General features: G+C 64.1%; 17 protein-coding genes and 1 tRNA gene. 8 read left to right on the forward strand and 10 right to left on the reverse strand.

Annotated elements, in window-relative coordinates:
- Positions 1-68: 68 nt before the first annotated feature.
- The 3 genes from fabF to aspS form a co-directional block, all read right to left on the reverse strand.
- Complete coding sequence (gene fabF / locus ABWP89_RS07915; protein WP_353228423.1) at positions 69-1,325, reverse strand: beta-ketoacyl-ACP synthase II; 1,257 nt, start codon at positions 1,323-1,325, stop codon at positions 69-71.
- 273 nt (positions 1,326-1,598) lie between these two features.
- On the reverse strand, positions 1,599-1,835 hold the full coding sequence (locus ABWP89_RS07920; RefSeq protein WP_008071537.1) for an acyl carrier protein: 237 nt from the start codon (positions 1,833-1,835) through the stop codon (positions 1,599-1,601).
- Between the two features lie 275 nt (positions 1,836-2,110).
- A complete protein-coding gene (gene aspS, locus ABWP89_RS07925; protein ID WP_353228424.1) occupies positions 2,111-3,892 on the reverse strand; it encodes an aspartate--tRNA ligase in 1,782 nt (593 codons plus the stop codon).
- A gap of 159 nt (positions 3,893-4,051) precedes the next feature.
- On the opposite strand from aspS, the gene rnd reads away from it, so the two are divergent.
- Together rnd and ABWP89_RS07935 are read left to right on the forward strand one after the other, a co-directional pair.
- A complete protein-coding gene (gene rnd, locus ABWP89_RS07930) occupies positions 4,052-5,320 on the forward strand; it encodes a ribonuclease D (RefSeq protein ID WP_353228425.1) in 1,269 nt (422 codons plus the stop codon).
- A complete protein-coding gene (locus ABWP89_RS07935; protein WP_353228426.1) occupies positions 5,317-6,213 on the forward strand; it encodes a hydrogen peroxide-inducible genes activator in 897 nt (298 codons plus the stop codon). The genes rnd and ABWP89_RS07935 overlap by 4 nt, the downstream gene beginning before the upstream one ends.
- 140 nt (positions 6,214-6,353) lie before the next feature.
- On the opposite strand, the gene pgsA is transcribed toward ABWP89_RS07935, so the two are convergent.
- Positions 6,354-6,947, reverse strand: coding sequence for a CDP-diacylglycerol--glycerol-3-phosphate 3-phosphatidyltransferase (gene pgsA, locus ABWP89_RS07940; protein ID WP_353228428.1), 594 nt, complete (start codon positions 6,945-6,947; stop codon positions 6,354-6,356).
- Between the two features lie 131 nt (positions 6,948-7,078).
- Between pgsA and ABWP89_RS07945 the strand changes: the two genes are divergently transcribed.
- Complete coding sequence (locus ABWP89_RS07945; protein WP_353228430.1) at positions 7,079-8,404, forward strand: MFS transporter; 1,326 nt, start codon at positions 7,079-7,081, stop codon at positions 8,402-8,404.
- Between the two features lie 21 nt (positions 8,405-8,425).
- Here the strand turns inward: ABWP89_RS07945 and ABWP89_RS07950 are convergent, their stop codons facing one another.
- Together ABWP89_RS07950 and ABWP89_RS07955 are read right to left on the reverse strand one after the other, a co-directional pair.
- Positions 8,426-8,689: a hypothetical protein gene (locus tag ABWP89_RS07950; protein ID WP_353228432.1), complete on the reverse strand. Its 264-nt coding sequence runs from the start codon at positions 8,687-8,689 to the stop codon at positions 8,426-8,428.
- A gap of 65 nt (positions 8,690-8,754) precedes the next feature.
- Positions 8,755-9,210, reverse strand: a complete 456-nt coding sequence (locus ABWP89_RS07955; protein WP_353228456.1) for an EVE domain-containing protein — start codon at positions 9,208-9,210, stop codon at positions 8,755-8,757.
- A 37-nt stretch (positions 9,211-9,247) separates the two neighbouring features.
- Here ABWP89_RS07955 and ABWP89_RS07960 point away from each other — a divergent pair, with 37 nt between their 5' ends.
- Complete coding sequence (locus tag ABWP89_RS07960) at positions 9,248-10,198, forward strand: isopenicillin N synthase family dioxygenase (protein ID WP_353228434.1); 951 nt, start codon at positions 9,248-9,250, stop codon at positions 10,196-10,198.
- Positions 10,199-10,201: 3 nt separating this feature from the next.
- Here the strand turns inward: ABWP89_RS07960 and ABWP89_RS07965 are convergent, their stop codons facing one another.
- Together ABWP89_RS07965 and ABWP89_RS07970 are read right to left on the reverse strand one after the other, a co-directional pair.
- Positions 10,202-12,256: a M13 family metallopeptidase gene (locus tag ABWP89_RS07965; protein ID WP_353228435.1), complete on the reverse strand. Its 2,055-nt coding sequence runs from the start codon at positions 12,254-12,256 to the stop codon at positions 10,202-10,204.
- Between the two features lie 105 nt (positions 12,257-12,361).
- The gene (locus tag ABWP89_RS07970) at positions 12,362-13,120 is read right to left on the reverse strand and encodes an enoyl-CoA hydratase/isomerase family protein (protein WP_353228437.1); all 759 of its coding nucleotides are present in this window, start codon (positions 13,118-13,120) and stop codon (positions 12,362-12,364) included.
- A 104-nt stretch (positions 13,121-13,224) separates the two neighbouring features.
- On the opposite strand from ABWP89_RS07970, the gene ABWP89_RS07975 reads away from it, so the two are divergent.
- Positions 13,225-14,556 carry an APC family permease gene (locus ABWP89_RS07975; protein ID WP_353228439.1) on the forward strand — a complete coding sequence of 444 codons (1,332 nt, stop codon included), beginning with the start codon at positions 13,225-13,227 and terminating at the stop codon, positions 14,554-14,556.
- Between the two features lie 18 nt (positions 14,557-14,574).
- On the opposite strand, the gene ABWP89_RS07980 is transcribed toward ABWP89_RS07975, so the two are convergent.
- Both ABWP89_RS07980 and ABWP89_RS07985 read right to left on the reverse strand, forming a co-directional pair.
- A tRNA-Ala gene (locus ABWP89_RS07980) sits at positions 14,575-14,650 on the reverse strand.
- A gap of 197 nt (positions 14,651-14,847) precedes the next feature.
- Positions 14,848-15,165: an FYDLN acid domain-containing protein gene (locus tag ABWP89_RS07985; RefSeq protein WP_353228441.1), complete on the reverse strand. Its 318-nt coding sequence runs from the start codon at positions 15,163-15,165 to the stop codon at positions 14,848-14,850.
- A 226-nt stretch (positions 15,166-15,391) separates the two neighbouring features.
- Between ABWP89_RS07985 and aroA the strand changes: the two genes are divergently transcribed.
- From aroA to ABWP89_RS08000, 3 genes are all read left to right on the forward strand, one after another.
- The gene (aroA, locus tag ABWP89_RS07990) at positions 15,392-16,681 is read left to right on the forward strand and encodes a 3-phosphoshikimate 1-carboxyvinyltransferase (RefSeq protein WP_353228443.1); all 1,290 of its coding nucleotides are present in this window, start codon (positions 15,392-15,394) and stop codon (positions 16,679-16,681) included.
- Positions 16,678-17,301 carry a (d)CMP kinase gene (locus ABWP89_RS07995; RefSeq protein WP_353228445.1) on the forward strand — a complete coding sequence of 208 codons (624 nt, stop codon included), beginning with the start codon at positions 16,678-16,680 and terminating at the stop codon, positions 17,299-17,301. Before aroA ends, ABWP89_RS07995 begins: the two co-directional genes overlap by 4 nt.
- Before the next feature lie 128 nt (positions 17,302-17,429).
- Complete coding sequence (locus ABWP89_RS08000; RefSeq protein WP_353228447.1) at positions 17,430-17,789, forward strand: PilZ domain-containing protein; 360 nt, start codon at positions 17,430-17,432, stop codon at positions 17,787-17,789.
- Positions 17,790-17,875 lie beyond the last annotated feature (86 nt).

Genomic DNA, 17,875 nt, shown 5'->3' on the forward strand with positions numbered 1-17,875 from the left:
TCAAACCCCCTCGCCGTGATCGGTTGCGCGCCATGGTTCCACCTTTCGCATCATCCGTCGCGACAAGGTCAGATCGCCTTGACGATCAGGCTGGCGTTGGTGCCGCCAAAACCGAACGAATTGTTCAGCGCGGCCCGCACCACCCGCCGTTTGGCGACATGCGGCACCAGATCGACGCCGGCGCAGCCTTCGTCGGGATTGTCGAGGTTGAGCGTGGGCGGCACGATCTGATCGCGGATCGCCAGGATGCAGAAAATCGTTTCGACCGCGCCCGCACCGCCCAGCAAATGGCCGATCGCGGATTTGGTGCTGCTCATCGATGCACCGGTCAGGTCGTCACCCAGCACGCGTTTGACCGCGGCCAGTTCGATCGTGTCGGCCATGGTCGAGGTGCCATGGGCGTTGACATAATCGATGTCACCGGGAACCATTCCGGCCTTTTTCAGCGCCATGCGGATCGCAAGTTCGGCGCCCTTACCCTCAGGGTGGGGTGCCGTGACGTGATAGGCATCGCCCGACAGGCCATAACCGACCACCTCGGCATAGATTTTCGCGCCGCGCGCCTTGGCATGTTCGTATTCTTCGAGCACGACCACGCCGGCGCCTTCGCCCATGACAAACCCGTCGCGGTCGCGATCATAGGGCCGGCTGGCCTGTTCGGGACGGTCATTGTAAGAACAATTCAGCGCGCGCGCCTGGGCAAACCCGGCGACGCCGAGCGGATTGACGGTCGATTCCGATCCGCCCGCCAGCATGATATCGGCATCATCGTCGCGGATCATCCGCGCCGCATCGCCAATCGAATGCGCGCCGGTCGAACAGGCGGTGACCACCGCGTGATTCGGCCCCATCAGCCCGTATTTGATGCTGACCTGCCCGGAAATCAGATTGATCAGCCGGCCGTGCACGAAATGAGGGCTGACGCGGCCCGGCCCCTTTTCATGGAGCACGATCGATTCGCTTTCGATGCCGGGCAAACCGCCGATGCCCGAACCGATCGAACAGCCGGTGCGCAGTTTCAGTTCCTCGTCCATGCCGACCAATCCGGCGTCTTCAAACGCCTGGCTGGCAGCATCGATGCCATAGACGATGAACGGATCGACCTGCCGCTGCACCTTGTGATCCACCCGCAACGACGGATCGAACCCATAGGGATGGTCGGCCGGCTTTACCTCGCAGGCGATGCGGCATTTATAGCCGCTGGCATCGAACCGCGTAATCGGCCCTGCGCCCGATTTGCCGGCGAGCAGATTGGCCCACACGGTTTCAACGTCTGCCCCCAGCGGGGTGACCAGGCCAAGCCCGGTGACAACGACACGACGCATTGCTTTGCTCCGGATCAGGGTGCAGCGGCGCGATGAATGGCCATCACACCCCTGCCCCAAACATTTGGTATTTCGGCATTTAAGAATTCACCGGCACGGTATTCAAGATGGCGTGCCGGATAAGAAAACAGGCCCAGCCCAGTATCCGGGCCGAGCCTGCCTTTATTCTCCCGCCCGGCCAGCAGCCACCGATTGCGCCGCTTGCGGCAGGTCCGGTGGAAACACGCCTGCCGTCCGGGCATGGGCCCGGCCAGCGTGGGGAGCTTCGGGTGATCAGCCCTTGTTTTCGTCGATATATTTGATCGCATCGGCGACCGTGGCGATCTTTTCCGCCGCGTCGTCGGGAATCTCGACACCAAATTCTTCTTCAAACGCCATCACCAGTTCGACGATGTCGAGCGAATCGGCACCCAGATCGTCGATGAAGCTGGCATCTTCGGTAACCTTGTCGGCTTCGACGCCAAGGTGCTCGACAACGATCTTTTTAACGCGGTCGGCGGTGTCGCTCATTAGATAGGTCCCTTCAGACGAAACAAAGGATGGTTATGGCTTTCAGAGTTTGTTTCGAAAGTCGCCAAAAAGCGACTTTGTGCCACCCACCGCCCCGCACCCCCGGCCCAACCACCCACAGGGTACCTTAAATGGGCGGTTGGGCCGGGGGTGCGGGGCGGTGGGTGGCACTTTCGAAACGAACTCTCAGCAAAACGCCCTAATAGGCACAAGCGTCGCTGGCAAGTGGCAGACACCGGTCGCATCGGCACAAGCAGGCGCCGATGTCAGAAAATTCATGTCCGCGCCGGCTCGACCACGCGAATCGACAGTTCACGCAGCTGCCGCGGCTCGGCCGGGGTGGGTGCGCCCATCAGCAGGTCTTCGGCGCGCTGGTTCATCGGGAACAGCGACACTTCACGCAAATTCTGCGCCCCGCAGACCAGCATCACCACCCGGTCGACCCCGGCGGCCATCCCGCCGTGCGGCGGCGCCCCGTACTGAAACGCGCGGTACAGCCCGCCAAAGCGTTCCTCCACATCGGCCTGCGACAGCCCGACCAGTTCGAACGCCCGCACCATCGTCGCCGGGTCCTGGTTGCGGATCGACCCCGATGCAATTTCAAAGCCGTTGCACACCAGATCGTACTGATAGGCCTTGATCGTCAGCGGGTCAGCCTCGTTCAACGCGGTCAACCCGCCCTGCGGCATCGAAAACGGGTTGTGTGCGAATTCGACCTTTTTGCTGTCTTCGTCCCATTCGTAAAACGGGAAATCGACGATCCAGCACAGACGAAACGCCCCGGCCTCGATCAGGCCAAGCTGTTCAGCCACCCGCGTGCGCGCCACCCCGGCCAGCTTTGCCGCCTGGTCCACTTTGCCCGCAGCAAAGAACAGGCCATCGTCGGCGCCCAGGCCCAGTTCGGCATAGAGCGCCGCCATACCCTCGGCTCCGTGATTCTTGGCGATCGGCCCGCCAAATTCGCCCGCCTTGCGCGTGACATAGCCCAGCCCGGCATAGCCTTCGGCGCGGGCCCATTCGTTCATTTCGTCAAAGAACTTGCGGCTTTTGTCGGCGGTGCCCGGCGCCGGGATGGCGCGCACGACATCGCCGCCCGCGACGATGCGTTCGAACAGGCCAAAGCCAGAGGTTTTGAAATGGTGCGACACATCGCTGATGATCAGCGGGTTGCGCAGATCGGGTTTGTCCGACCCGTATTTGAGCATCGCCTCATCATGGGCAATGCGCGGGAAACTGCCGCTGGGGGTCACGCTGCGGCCATCGGCAAATTCTTCGAAAATGCCGGCCATCACTGGCTCCATCGTGTCCCACACTTCTTCCTGGGTGACGAAGCTCATTTCCAGGTCGAGTTGATAGAATTCGCCCGGCAGGCGGTCGGCGCGCGGGTCTTCATCGCGAAAACACGGCGCGATCTGAAAATAGCGGTCGAATCCGGCGACCATCAGCAGCTGTTTGTACTGCTGCGGCGCCTGCGGCAGCGCATAGAACTTGCCCGCATGAATCCGGCTGGGAACCAGAAAATCGCGCGCGCCTTCGGGGCTGGATGCGGTCAGAATGGGGGTGGAATATTCCGTAAAACCAATTGCCTCCATCCGGCGACGCATCGCCGAAATGACCTTGGTGCGGCGCACGATATTGGCGTGCAGCGTGTCGCGCCGCAAATCGAGAAAGCGATAGCGCAGGCGGATATCTTCGGGATATTCCTGTTCGCCGGCCACCGGCATCGGCAGTTCGTCGGCCGCCGACAGCACGGTGGCGCCGCGCGCATAGACCTCGATCGCGCCGGTGGCCAGATTGGCGTTGATGGTAGTGGCGCCGCGCGCCTTTACCAAACCATCGATGGTCACCACGCTTTCCACGCGGGCCGCTTCGAGCACCGCCAGCGCCGGACTGTCGACATCGGCGACAATCTGCGTGAGGCCATAATGGTCGCGCAAATCGACAAACAGCACGCCACCATGGTCGCGCTTGCGATGCACCCAGCCCGACAGTCGAACGGTCTGGCCGACATGATCGTGCGACAGCGCGCCGCAGGTGTGGGTACGATAGGGATGCATCGAAGGACTTTCCATTCTTGCCGCAATCGGGCAGGGATTTGCATGCGGGCAAAAGGCGTTCAGCGCCTTTTTGTCAAGCCGAAGCCCCTGGACGGGGCACCCCATGGGCCGTGTTTGCCATTGTTGGCGCAATATGCGGGCCATAACGAAAAAAGAACGATGAAGATCCATCCGCTGATCACCACCACCGCCGCGCTGACCGACATTTGTGAACGCCTGTCACAGGCCGATTTCATCACCGTCGACACCGAATTCATGCGCGAAAACACCTTTTGGCCGGAACTGTGCCTGGTGCAGATCGCCGATGACAAAGAGGCCGCCGCAATCGACCCGATGGCCCCGGGGATCGACCTGACCCCGCTGTTGAACCTGCTGGTCGACAACGAAAACGTGCTGAAGGTGTTTCACGCCGGCGGGCAGGATGTGGAAATCATCTACAACCTGACCGGGCGCACCCCGCATCCGATTTTCGACACCCAGATTGCGATGATGGCGATCAGCCAGTCCGAACAGATCGGCTATTCCAACCTGGTCGAAGCGTGGCTGGGCTTTTCGGTCGACAAAGGCGCGCGCTTTACCGATTGGTCGCGCCGCCCGCTGACCGAACGCCAGATCGAATATGCGATCGGCGACGTGACGCATCTGTCCAAGATTTTCCCGCGCATGCTGAAACGCCTGATCAAGACCGGGCGCGGTGAATGGCTGGATATCGAAATGGAAAAGCTGGCCGATCCGGCCAATTATCGCAGCGATCCCGACAGCGTGTGGCTGCGGATCAAAGCCCCCAGCCGCAACCCGGCGGTGCTGGGCCGGTTGAAGGCGCTGGCCGCCTGGCGCGAGACCGAGGCGATGGACAAGAACATCCCGCGCGGGCGGATCATGCGCGATGAAACGCTGGCCGACCTGGCCAGCCAGCCGCCGCGCGAACAGCCAGACCTGGCCAAAGTGCGCGGGCTGTCGGCCGGGTGGCGCGACAACGAAATCGGGCGCCGGCTGATGCAATGCCTGGCCGATGCCAAACCGCTGACCGAGGCCGAAATGCCGCCGCGCGCGCCGCGTGGCGCGCCGCTGGGCAAAGAGGGCGCGCTGGTGGCCGACCTGTTGAAATTGCTGCTGAAAATCCGCAGCCGCGAAATCGACATCGCCGCGCGCCTGCTGGCCCGCAGCGATGATCTTGAGGCGCTGGCCGCCGGGCAGCGCAAGGGGTTGGCGATTCTGGAAAGCTGGCGGTTTGAACAGTTCGGGCGTGACGCGCTCAATCTGGTCGAAGGGCGGATGGCGTTTGCGGTGGCGCGCGGCCGGCTGAAAATGGCGCATATCGACGATATCGGCACCAATGACCCCGAACCGGAACCCGAAATCGAGATCGATCCCGATCTGGAACCGCTGCCGCTGATCATCGACGCCGACGATACCGACGCCGGATGAGCATTTATCTGCCCACGCTCAAACAGTTGCAATACCTGGTCGCGCTGCACGAACATGGGCATTTCGGCCGCGCGGCAGAGGCCAGCTTTGTATCGCAATCAACGCTGTCGGCGGGCCTGCGCGAACTGGAATCGCTGCTGGATGTGACCTTGGTCGAACGCACGCGGCGGGTGGTGCGGTTTACCCCGCTGGGCAACCAGGTGGTGGCCAAGGCGCACCGGCTGTTACGTGAAGCGGAAGAGCTGTCGGCGCTGGTGCAATCGCATGGCGCGCCGCTGACCGGTGAATTGCGGATGAGCGTGATCCCGACCATCGCGCCGTTCCTGTTGCCGCGCATCCTGCCCCGGCTGCGCACCGAACGCCCGCAATTGCGCTTGTTCCTGCGCGAAGAGCCGAGCGCGGCGGCGATCGAATCGCTGCACCACGGCCGCGCCGATTGCGTGCTGCTGGCGCTGCCGTTTGCGACCGGCGATGTTGAAAGCGCGCTGCTGTTTGATGATCCGCTGCGAATCGCGTTTCCGCACGATGATCCGCGTGATCCGCCCGCGCTGGTGGCGCCGGCGGACATTGATGAAAACCGGCTGCTGCTGCTGGAGGACGGTCATTGCCTGAAGGAACATGCGCTGGCCGCGTGCAACCGGCCCGAATTGCGCGCCAGCGCGACGATGATCGGCACATCGCTGCACACGCTGGTGCAGATGGTCGACAATGGACTGGGCCTGACCATGCTGCCGCAAATGGCGATCACCGCGGGCATATTGAACGGCACGCGAATCGTCGCCCGCCCATTGCAAAGCGACCATGCATCGCGCCAAATCGCACTGGCCTGGCGCCGCAATTCGCCACGCGCCGCTGAATTCCAGTTGCTGGCCGACGAACTGCGCGCGGGATAAACCGGCGCAATTGTTTGAATCTAAAGCCCTCCCCCTCAGGTGGAGGGTTGGGAGGGGTTGTCCGGCGCCGATTGAATGCGCAATTAATCGGGAGTTGGACACCCCTCCCCAACCCCTCCCCTTAGGGGAGGGGCTTCAGGCTAATCCATGTGTTTCAGGCCGACGCGCAAGTAATCCCACCCGGTGATCACGGTCAGCGCGGCGGCGGTCCACAGCATGGTCAGGCCGACGGTGTGCGGCACGTTCAGATCGACCCCGCCCGCCAGCGCAGTCCATTCGGGCAAGGCGCGCCCCAGGATCAGCGCGCCCAGCGCCACCATCTGCGCAGTCGTCTTCCATTTCGCGAGCTTTGACACCGGCACCGACACCTGCAGGCTGCCCAGGAATTCGCGCAGGCCCGATACCGCGATTTCGCGCACCAGGATCACCAGTCCGGCAATCACGTGCAGCGACCCGACATAGGGCCCGGTCATCACCCCGCGCGCGGCCAGCACCAGAATCACCGCGGCAATCATGATCTTGTCGGCAATCGGATCGAGGAAAATACCCAGTTTTGATACCGTGCCCTGCGCCCGCGCCAGATAACCGTCAAAATAATCGGTCACCCCCATCAGGCAATAGATGGCAAATGCCAGGCCATAGCCAAACGGCCATTCGGGCCACCACAACAGCCCGACCAGCACCGGAACCGTGAAAATCCGCGACAGCGTCAGGATGTTGGGCAAAGTCAGCATAGCACCCCGGCCATATCCAATCCGGAGACATATGCAAACAGCGCCGGCGACTGCCCACCTAAACCGCTTGCCCGTCACGCACAGGCCGCTAAGGACGTTGGCTTAACGGGACGCCATAAAATCGGGGTTTGATGACCACCAACACCCACCTGCTGCGCCAACGCCGCTTTCTTCCGCTGTTTGTCACCCAGTTGCTCGGGGCCTTCAACGACAACCTGTACAAGAATGCGATGCTGTTGTTCGTGGTTTACAGCGTCTACAATTCAGAGGCGCAGGAAGCGCGGTTTTCCGCGATCGCCTCTGGCTTGTTCATCCTGCCGTTCCTGCTGCTGTCGGCGCTGGCCGGGCAATTGGCCGACATGCGCGACAAGGCGCGGCTGATCCGCATCATCAAACTGTGCGAAGTGGCCATCATGCTGGTCGGTGCCGGCGGGCTGTTGCTGGCCTGGCACCGCATATCGGTAGAAGATGTGGCGATCCCGCTGATGCTGGCCGCGCTGCTGGCGATGGGGGTGCATTCATCGTTTTTCGGCCCGATCAAATATGCCATCCTGCCCCAGCATCTGAAGGGTGAAGAGGTGCTGGCCGGCACCGGGCTGGTGGAGGCCGGCACTTATCTGGCGATCCTGGCGGGCACCGTGCTGGCGGGGTTTATCCCGGTGCAATGGGCCGCGCTGGCGGTGGTGGTGACCGCGCTGGTCGGGCTGGTATCCGCGCAAAGCGTGCCCCCTGCTCCACCGATGATGGCGGCGCAAAAGATTGATTACAATATCGTGCGATCATCGATCCAGCTGGTGCGGATGACCATGAAGCACCCCCGCGTGTTTCTGGCGATCGCGGCGATCAGCGTGTTCTGGTCGGTGGGCGCAGTGCTGTTCATTCAGTTTCCGCCGCTTGCCAAAAACGTGCTGGGCGCGAGCAAGAGCGTCGCCAGCCTGTTTCTGGTGATGTTTTCGATCGGGGTGGCGATCGGGTCGGCATCGATCAACCAGTTGCTGCATGGCAAAGTGTCGGCGCGCTATGCCCCGCTGTCGGTGATGGTGATGGCCGGGTTCATCGTCGCGTTCGACTGGGTGTGCCGGATGTGGCCGCCGCACGGCCGGGACAACCTGCTCGACGTGTGGACGTTTGTGCATCAGCCGCTGGCGCTGCCGCTGCTGGGCACGCTGCTGGGCATTGCCGTGGCCGGGGGCATGTTCGTGGTGCCGCTCTATGCCTTTTTGACGACCGTGGTCGACAAGGCCGAAACATCGCGCACGATCGCTGCCAACAATATCGTCAATTCGTTTGCAATGGTGATCGGATCACTGGTCGCAGTCAGCCTGAGCGCGGCCGGGGTTCCCATCGTTGAACAACTGTTGCTGGGCGCGGGCATGTGCGTCGTGTCGGCGCTGATGGCCTGGCAACTTTATCGCGCAGAACAGGCGCATGCGGGCGAAATCGAACACACTTTCTGAAATACCCTGATCACAGGGTGTTCAGGACAGAAAGGTCTGCAGCGCGATGAAGCACGCGCAATAGGCCAGCAGAAAATCGCGCACATCCTGCCCGGTAATGCGATGCCAGTTAAGCTCGGGCGAACGCACCCCGTCCAGCGCCGCCGCAGCGGTCATTGCCGCCTCCACTTCGGGTTCGGGCCGGGGCATCGGCGCGCGCAGCCGTGCGCGCACCCGGTCGGGCAGATTGCGGCGAAAGGCATGGGGCTGGCCGGGGATGCCCGGCACGACTTGGGCTGTGTTCATGCCACGGCTTTAACGATATATTAACCAGCTTTGCATCCCCCCGCGCCGGTCAATATCGGGGGCGTTCAGGAAAGGGACACCAGCCCGTTTGCCATGGCCAGGATCAGTGCCCATTCGTCTGGCCGCACCATCGACACCGACAGCCGCGACTGGCGCAGCAGGTCCATATTGGCAAGCTCCGGGGTCGCCTTGATGGTCGCCAGCGTGACCGGTTGCGCCAGCCGCGCCACGGGCCGCACCTTTACCGCCGCCCATTTGCCATCCGGGTCGGTTGGATCGGTCAGCCCGGGCACCGATATCGTCGCCACCGCGACAATTTCCTTGCCGATGTTGGAATGATAGAAAAACGCCAGGTCACCAGCCTGCATGCTGCGCAAATTGCGCGCCGCCAGGTGGTTGCGCACGCCGTCCCAGGTGCCTTCGCCCTCGGCCACCAGGGTATCAAAGCTATAGGCATCGGGTTCCGACTTCATCAGCCACAGCTGCTTGCCGGTCACGTCGGGATTGGCCAAAGGTGTCATCGTCATCCACTGCATTGTTCGAAACGGGAAATGCCGCATGTCGCCTGAAACACCGGTTGTGCCAAGCCTTCGCGTCATATCGCTGGCGGACGATGCCGCAAGCCTGCCGGCCGCCTTTGCCGACAGCTTTGCACAATCCGGCTTTGCCATGGTTATCGACCACGGCATCGATCCCGCGCTGGTTGCGCGCGGGTGGGAACTGACCACCCGGCTGTTTGCGCTGCCCGATGCGCACAAACGACACTGGCATATCGCGGGAGGCGGCGGTGCGCGCGGCTATACCCCGTTCGGCACCGAAATCGCCAAGGGCGCCGATATGCACGATCTGAAGGAATTCTGGCATGTCGGCCGTGATCTGGCGCCTGGTCATCCGCTGACGGCGACCATGGCGCCCAATGTGTGGCCCGATCAGCCAGAAGGATTTCAGGAAACGTTTCGCGCGCTCTATGCCGCGCTCGATGCGGTTGGCGCGCGCGTGCTGTCACACCTCGCGATTGCGCTGGGCCTGCCCGCGGGCTGGTTCGCGCCTGCGATCGCCGATGGCAATTCGGTGCTGCGCCTGCTGCATTATCCGCCGATCGCGGATGCCCCGGCCGGCGCGATCCGCGCCGGCGCGCACGAAGATATCAACCTGATCACGCTGCTGCTGGGCGCAGAGGAAGCCGGGCTGGAACTGCTGACCCGCGACGGGCAGTGGCAGGAGGTTACCCCGCCGCCCGGCGCGCTGGTGATCAACATCGGCGACATGCTGCAACGGCTGACCAACCATGTGCTGCCATCGACCACCCACCGTGTGCGCAACCCGGTGGGCACGCGGTCGGCCTTCAGCCGCTATTCGATGCCGTTTTTCCTGCATCTGCGCAGCGATTTCGTGATTCGCACGCTGCCCGGCTGTGTCACGCCCGCCAACCCGGATCGGTATCCCGAACCGATTACCGCTGACGCCTATCTGCAGCAGCGGTTGCGCGAAATCGGGCTGATCGCCTGATACTTACCAGACTTTGACGCGTGCTTCGGGCGGCAGATACAGCTTTGCATCCGGCTTCACGTCAAAGGTCGTGTACCACGGGTCAAAATTGCGCACGATGCCGTTAACGCGCAGGTTGTCGGGGCTGTGCGGATCGCCCAGCAGTTGCTGGCGCAGGGTTTCATCGCGCGCCTTGAATTGCCACGACTGCGCATAGCCCAGAAAAAACCGCTGATCGCCGGTCAGTCCGTCGATCACCGCAGGTTCCCCATGGCGGACCAGGTAGCGGTGATAGGCGGCATAGGCTGCCTCCAGCCCGCCCAGATCGGCAAGGTTTTCGCCCAGCGTCAGCGCGCCTTTGACATGCACCCCGGGGATCGGCTCATAGGCGTCGAACTGTTTGACCAGCGCATCGGCGTGGACCTTGAACTTTGCCGCGGTCGCCGGCGTCCACCAGTTTTTCAGCCGTCCCTGCCCGTCGTACTGGCGCCCTTCGTCATCAAACCCGTGCCCCATTTCGTGGCCAATGGTGGCGCCGGCGCCACCATAATTGACCGCCGGATCGGCATTGGGATCAAAGAACGGCGGCAGCAGTTCCGCCGCCGGAAAAGTCACCTGGTTGGTGTTCGGGCTGTAATAGGCATTCACCGTCTGCGGGTTCATCCACCATTCGCTGCGATCGACCGGCGCGGCAAAGCGTTTGACGCGGCGTGCCCAGTCAAACCGTTCGGATTCCATGGCGTTGGCCAGGGGATCGTTGCTGGCGTGAAAATCGCTGTAATCCAGGGGATTTTTCGGCCCGGCCACGCGCGCTTCAAACAGGTTGAGCTTGGCCAGCGCGGCGGTGCGAGTGGGCGCATCCATCCACGCGGCCTGGGCGATGCGTTCGGCATAGGCGGCCCGCAGATCGTCGATCAGTTCGCCCATCTGGGCATCAGCCTCGGCCGACCAGTGGGTTTTCAGATAAATCTGCCCGACATCTTTGCCCAGCTGGTGGTTCAACACTTCTACGCCGCGTTTCCAGCGCGGTTTCTGTTCGGTCACCCCGCGCAGCACTTTGCCGTAAAAGCCAAAATGGGCATCATCGAACGCGGCCGGCAGATTTTCGGCATGATCGCTGATCAGGCGGAAAATCAGATAATCCTGCCACAGCGCAATCGGGTCGCGCGCCAGATGCTGGCCGATCGCGCGCACCGCGCTGGGTTCGCCGACGATGACCGTTTTGACCTGCGGCAGGCCCATACGGGCCAGCATGGTGTCCCACGTCACCCCGGGGGCAAAGGCATAGAGTTTGGCGCGCGCGACCGGGTTGTAGGTCGCCACCGGATCGCGCAGCCGTTCGGGCGCCCAATCCTCTTTGGCCAGCGCGGTTTCCAGCGTCATGATCGCATCGGCGCGGGTGGCCGCATCCGACACCCCGGCCAACGTGAATATCTGCGCGATATATTCGACATAGGCCTTGCGCACCGCGTCGTATTTTTCGCCCTGTTCCAGGTAATAGTCGCGCGCAGGCAGGCCCAGCCCGCCCTGGTTCGCCTCCAGCGTATAGCGCGTCGGTTCCCTGGCATCGACCGAAATGGAAAAATCGATTGCGCCGGCAAAGCCGGGCTCGGCCATCAGCGCCATCAGATCACCGCGCGTCTTGATATCCGCGATCCGTGCCACCAGCGGTTGCAGACTGGATACCCCGCGCGCGGCAATCGCGGATTCGTCCATCCACGCGGCCCACACCGCGGCGATGCGCTGTGCCGCCGGGGTATCGGGATGGGCCACCGCGTTTTCGGCGATCGCGCGGACATCTTCGGCGACTTTGTCTTCCAGATCGTAGTTGTACCCGATCACCGACTTGTCGGCCGGGATCGAGGTGTGATCGACCCAGTTGCCCTCCATAAAGGCATAGAAATCATCGCCGGGCACCACATCACGGTTCATGTTGCCGGTTTCCAGCCCCATGCTGCCGATCTGCGGCCGATCGGCATCCTGCGCGGCGGCAAAGGAGAGCGGAACAACAGTGGCAAAGGTCGCTGTGGTCAGCGCCAAGCCGGCGCGTATTACGCGCGAAAACCGGGTGGTGGTCATCATGCCCTCATGGAATGTCTGCGTGCGTGCCGGTGCAAACCGGTCTGGTTGGCCCAGCGCATAGCATGCCTGCCGCCAAATGACAGGCTCCACTGAAACGCAGTATTAACCAGAATTGCCAAACCGGCCCGCGCGGCGTTCGCGGAATGCCGCCAATCCTTCGCGAAAATCCGCCCCGTCAAACGCCGCATCAAACGCATGATCGAGCGCCGGATCATGGCCCAATGGGGCATGTGCCACCGCCAGTTTGAGCGCGGACAGGCTGGCGGGTGACAGTGCCGCCATCGTTTCGGCCTGTGCCATGGCCGCCGCCAGCGCATCGTCTGCGCGCATTTCCACCAGGCGAATGCGCAACGCTTCATCGGCATCGACCCGCGCGGCGCTATACAACAACCGTGCCGCCACCCCCGGCCCGACCAGCGCGACCAGCCGCGCCACATCCTCTTGCGGATAAGTGATGCCCAATTTGGCGGGGGTAATCGCAAACACCGCGCGCGGCCCCGCCACGCGCAGATCGGCCGCCAGCGCCAGCGCCACGCCCGCGCCAAAACAATCGCCATCAATCGCGGCAATCACCGGGCATGGCAGCCGCGCCAGCGGTTCCAGCGCATCACGCATCGCCAGCCGAAACGGCGCGCGCCGCGCCGGATCATCGGCCAGCGCAGCGATTTCGCGGATGTCCGATCCCGAACAGAACATGCCTGCCGTGCCGCCGCGCAGCACCAGCGCGCGCGGATGCCGCGCCGCCACCGCACCCACGGCGTCGGCCAGTGCGTGCCACCCGGCCAGCGGCAGCGCGTTGCGCGTGGCGGGGGCATCGAGCGTGATCGTGGCGATGCCGTCGGTGATGTCGTGGGTTATCATGCCGCCGCTCCTATCGGCAGCGCAGGTCCCCAACAACCCCGTTTACCATGTGCGCAACCGCTGGACGCGGCCAGCAAAGGCCTTATCCAGAATGGATGGACAGCATGGCAACCGACCCTGACACCCCCGCACCGCGCCCGCACCTGCCGGTGGTCGCGGCCACGCTGGTGGCGCTGGGCATGGTGATGTCGACCGATTCGCTGAAAACTGCGCCGACCGTGGCGCTGAATGTCGCGCCCGAACAGTTCCTGTGGCTGTGGGTCGGGGGTGGGCTGATCACGCTGGTGGGCGCGCTGTCCTATGTGGAAATGGCCTGTGCCTTTCCCGATGCGGGCGGCGAATACAGCTTTCTGACCCGGGCCTGGGGCCCGCGCATGGGCGCACTGTATGCGTGGTCGCGCTTTGCGGTGATGCACACCGGGTGGATTGCGCTGATGGCGCATCTGCTGGCCGATTATGCCAGCGCGCTGGTGCCGATGGGTGCCGCCGTGCGCACGCTGTTTGCGCTGGGCATCGTCGCCACGCTGGCGCTGATCAATTGCATTCACGTGCGGCTGGGGTTTCTGACCCAGGCGCTGCTGGTGGCGCTGGTCGCGCTGGGTTTTACCGCGGTGACCGTTGCCGGGTTTGCCGTCAGCCCCGCTGCGTCGGCTGCCCCGGCGCTGGTGGCAGAGCCGCGCCATCTGGGCGTCGCGCTGATCTATGTGTTTCTGGCCTATGGCGGATGGAGCGACATGGCCACGCTGTCAGCCGAGCTGAAAGCGGGCCCGCGTGGCATGGCGGTGGTGACGATCGGCGCCATCGTCCTGCTGGTCGCGATCTATGTCGCGCTGAACGCCGCGATGGCGCACGGACTGGGGCTGGCGGCGCTGGCGCACAGCACCGCGCCAGGTGCAGAGGTCGCGCGCGCCGCGTTCGGCCCGGCCGGCGCGGTGCTGGTAGTGACGGTGGTGACGGTGTCGGCGCTGGCCAGCATCAATTCGACACTGATCGTCGGCGCGAGGGTAACCTGGGCAGCGTCGCGCAATATCCCCGCGCTGCGGCGCATCGCCGGCTGGCACGCCGGGCGCGGCACGCCGATCGCGGCAGTGCTGGCGGTGGGAGGATTTTCCGGGCTGCTGGTGGTGCTGGCCGGGCTGGCGGGCAATGGCTTTGGCGCGATGGTCGATTACATGACGCCGGTCTATTGGGTGTTCATCGCGCTGGGCATGGGTGCGGCGATCCGCCTGCGCCGGGGGCACGATGCCGCCACATTCCCGGTGCGCACGCCGCTGTTCCCGCTGTTTCCGTTGAGCTTTGCCGGGCTGGCGGTGGTCATGCTGTGGTCATCGCTGACCGAACTGGGCCCGGGCGCGTTGGTCGGTGCGGGGGTGATGGCCGCCGGCGTGGTGCTGGAACGGCTGGGCCGACCGCGCGCGCAAACCGCAGCAGCGTGATCGGCGAAAAGGGGAACCTGGTGGAGCCAAGCGGGATCGAACCGCTGACCTCTACAATGCCATTGTAGCGCTCTCCCAGCTGAGCTATGGCCCCACGTTGGTTTCCTGACCCAGCCCCTGGGAGGCGCTGGCGGCAGATGTCTGCCGGGAGCCGGGCCTTTAAGGGAGGCCCGACACGCTGACAAGACCAAATAGTCCGCCATGCGATTTTTTGGCGCAAGATTTTTTTGGCCACCGCATTTGCGGCGGCGCAACAGGCGGCACCAGACCGGCGCCGCCTGTCCAATCCAATCAGACTTCTTCGTCTTCGCCGTCGTGACCGGGCACGCCCAGGTCATCGTCGCCACCCAGATCGACATCGTTGTCGGGCGAATCGCCGTCCTCATCGATGTCCAGATCTTCATCCGCCAGATCGACGTCGGCCACGACCTCAACCTTGGCCTTCTGAATTTCCTCGTACGGGATCGGCTGTTTGGATTTCAACACGGGGTCCGGATGCCAGGCATGCTTGCATTCGACGCAAGTGACCGGGTCACCATTGCCCATATCATAAAAGCGGGTGCCGCACTTTGAGCACGTGTGCTTGGCGCCCCATTCCGGCTTTACCATGAAGTTTCCTTTAGCGAATCGCGAATCAGCGTGGGCCATGACCGTTCATCTGCGCGCTGGCAAGCCGGTCATGCTCTGCTCAAGATGGGCGCGCCTTGCCATAGGCGCGCGGCGCTGTCAAAAGCCGCGCGATTTTTGCCGGTTTGCCCAGTTACAAAAGGCCTTTCCCCGCGTGTCAGCATCACCACTATCCCCCCTGCCCCGCTGCTTTGTGGCAAAGGCGCCGTTGACTGGCCGCATCCGTGTGCCGGGCGACAAATCGATCAGCCACCGGTCGATCATGCTGGGCGCGCTCGCGGTGGGCGAAACCCGCGTGTCGGGCCTGCTGGAAGGCGAGGACGTGCTGGCCACCGCCGCCGCGATGCGGGCGATGGGCGCCACGATCGAACGCCAAGCCGATGGTGACTGGGTGGTGGCCGGCGTCGGCGTGGGCGGTCTGATGCAGCCCGCAGGCGCGCTCGATATGGGCAATTCGGGCACATCGACCCGGCTGCTGCTGGGGCTGGTTGCCAGCCATGCGCTGACGGTGTGCTTTACCGGTGATGCCAGCCTGTCCAAACGCCCGATGGGCCGGGTGATCACGCCGCTGAGCCAGGTCGGCGCGCAGTTCACCACCTATCCCGGCGGGCGGCTGCCGCTGATCATCACCGGCACGGCGACCCCGGTGCCGATCCGCTATCGCCTGCCGGTCGCCTCGGCCCAGGTGAAATCGGCGGTGCTGCTGGCCGGGCTGAACACGCCGGGGGTGACCACGGTGATCGAACCGGTGCCGACGCGCGACCATTCCGAACGCATGTTGCGCGGGTTTGGCGCGGCACTGAGCGTGGATATGGATGATAACGGCGCGCGCGTGATCAGCCTGAGCGGTCAGCCCGAATTGCGCCCGCAGACGATCGTGGTACCGGGTGACCCATCATCGGCGGCGTTTTTCGTGGTGGCGGCGCTGATCGTGCCGGGGTCGGATCTGGTGCTGGAAAACGTCGGGCTGAACCCCACCCGCGCCGCGCTGTTTGACGTGTTGCGGCAGATGGGCGGCCAGATCGACGCGATCAACCCGCGCGAGGTTGGCGGCGAGCCGGTCGCCGATCTGCATGTGCGCGCCAGCGAACTGCACGGCATCACCGTCGATCCGGCGGTGGTGCCGGCGATGGTCGATGAATTTCCGGTGCTGTTCGTCGCCGCCGCGCTGGCGCATGGCCGCACCGTCACCTCTGGCCTCGACGAATTGCGGGTGAAGGAATCCGACCGCATCAGCGCCATGCACGCGGCGCTGACGATGGCCGGCGCGACCGTTACCGAAACCGCCGATGGCCTGATCATCGATGGCAGCGGCGGGAAGGCGCTGGCTGGCAGCGGTGAGGCGGCGATCACCACGCATCTGGATCATCGCATTGCCATGGCGATGGCGGTGGCGGGCCTGGCCAGCGAACGCGGCGTGACGGTGGATGACACCCGCCCGATCGCCACCAGCTTTCCGCTGTTCGAACGCCTGCTGGCCGATCTGGGCGCGGCATGATCATCGCCGTCGACGGTCCGACCGCATCGGGCAAAGGGACCATTGCCCGCGCGCTGGCGGCGCATTTCGGCCTGCCGCATCTGGATACCGGGCTGCTGTACCGCGCGGTCGGGCAACAGGTTGCGCGCCACGGCGGTGATCCCGATGTGGCCGCCGATGCGCTGGCGGCAACCGCGTTCGATGATGCGCTGCTGGCCGATCCGGCGCTGCGCAGCGAAACGGTTGGCGCGCTGGCCAGCCGGGTTTCGGTGCATCCGGCGGTGCGCGACGCGCTGTTGCAGCGCCAGCGCGATTTTGCCGCGCAACCCGGCGGCGCGGTGCTGGACGGGCGCGATATTGCCACGGTGATTGTGCCGAACGCCGATGCCAAATTGTTCGTCACCGCCAGCCTGGCCGCGCGGAGTTTGCGCCGTTATCTGGAGATGAAGGCACGTGGTGAGGATGTCGGCCGCGCCGCGATCGAGGCCGATCTGGCCGCGCGCGATGCGCGGGACACGGAACGCGCGGTGGCCCCGCTGGCGCGTGCCGACGGCGCGGCGCTGCTCGACACATCATCGTTACCGATTGCCGCAGCGATAGCCTCTGCCATCGCGCTGATTGAGAAACAGACAAGATCCTGACGGTTAATATCCGCATTCATGCGGATGCGCGCCATGCCGGACTGAAACCGGCCGACGCGCATACGTTCTGACAGCATGCTGCAAATCCCCGGGCGCTTTGCCCCTGGCGCGGCAAAGGACTGTTCGCCATGACCAACAACACCCATACACTGCCGGTGAAGCGCCGGGCGCCGCGCATCGGATTTGAACTGATGGTGCGCTGTTCGCACGGCCCGACCCGCACCACCGTCATGCTGAAAGACATGACCAGGTTCGGCGCGCGGATCGAAGGGCTGGCCTCGCCCGAAATGGGTGAGGCGATCACGCTGATGCTGCCCGGGGAACCGCCGCGCATGGCATTCGTGATGTGGACGCGCGATCGCACATCCGGGCTGGAATTCGCCGATGCGCTGCGGGTGGAAAGCTTTGAAGCGATGATCCGCGATTTCGCCATCGGCCGCCAGCCCGCGCCCCAGCCCCCGGCCGACCCGCACCGCGTTGCCGCCTGACAGGCTTTGTCAGGTCGCGCTTCGCGCGACGCAGACCTCCCGCCCCGCCTCCCCACCCGACCACCACAGCATGATGGTATCATTGG

The sequence above is a fragment of the Novosphingobium sp. genome, from assembly GCF_040398825.1.
Classification (GTDB): domain Bacteria; phylum Pseudomonadota; class Alphaproteobacteria; order Sphingomonadales; family Sphingomonadaceae; genus Novosphingobium.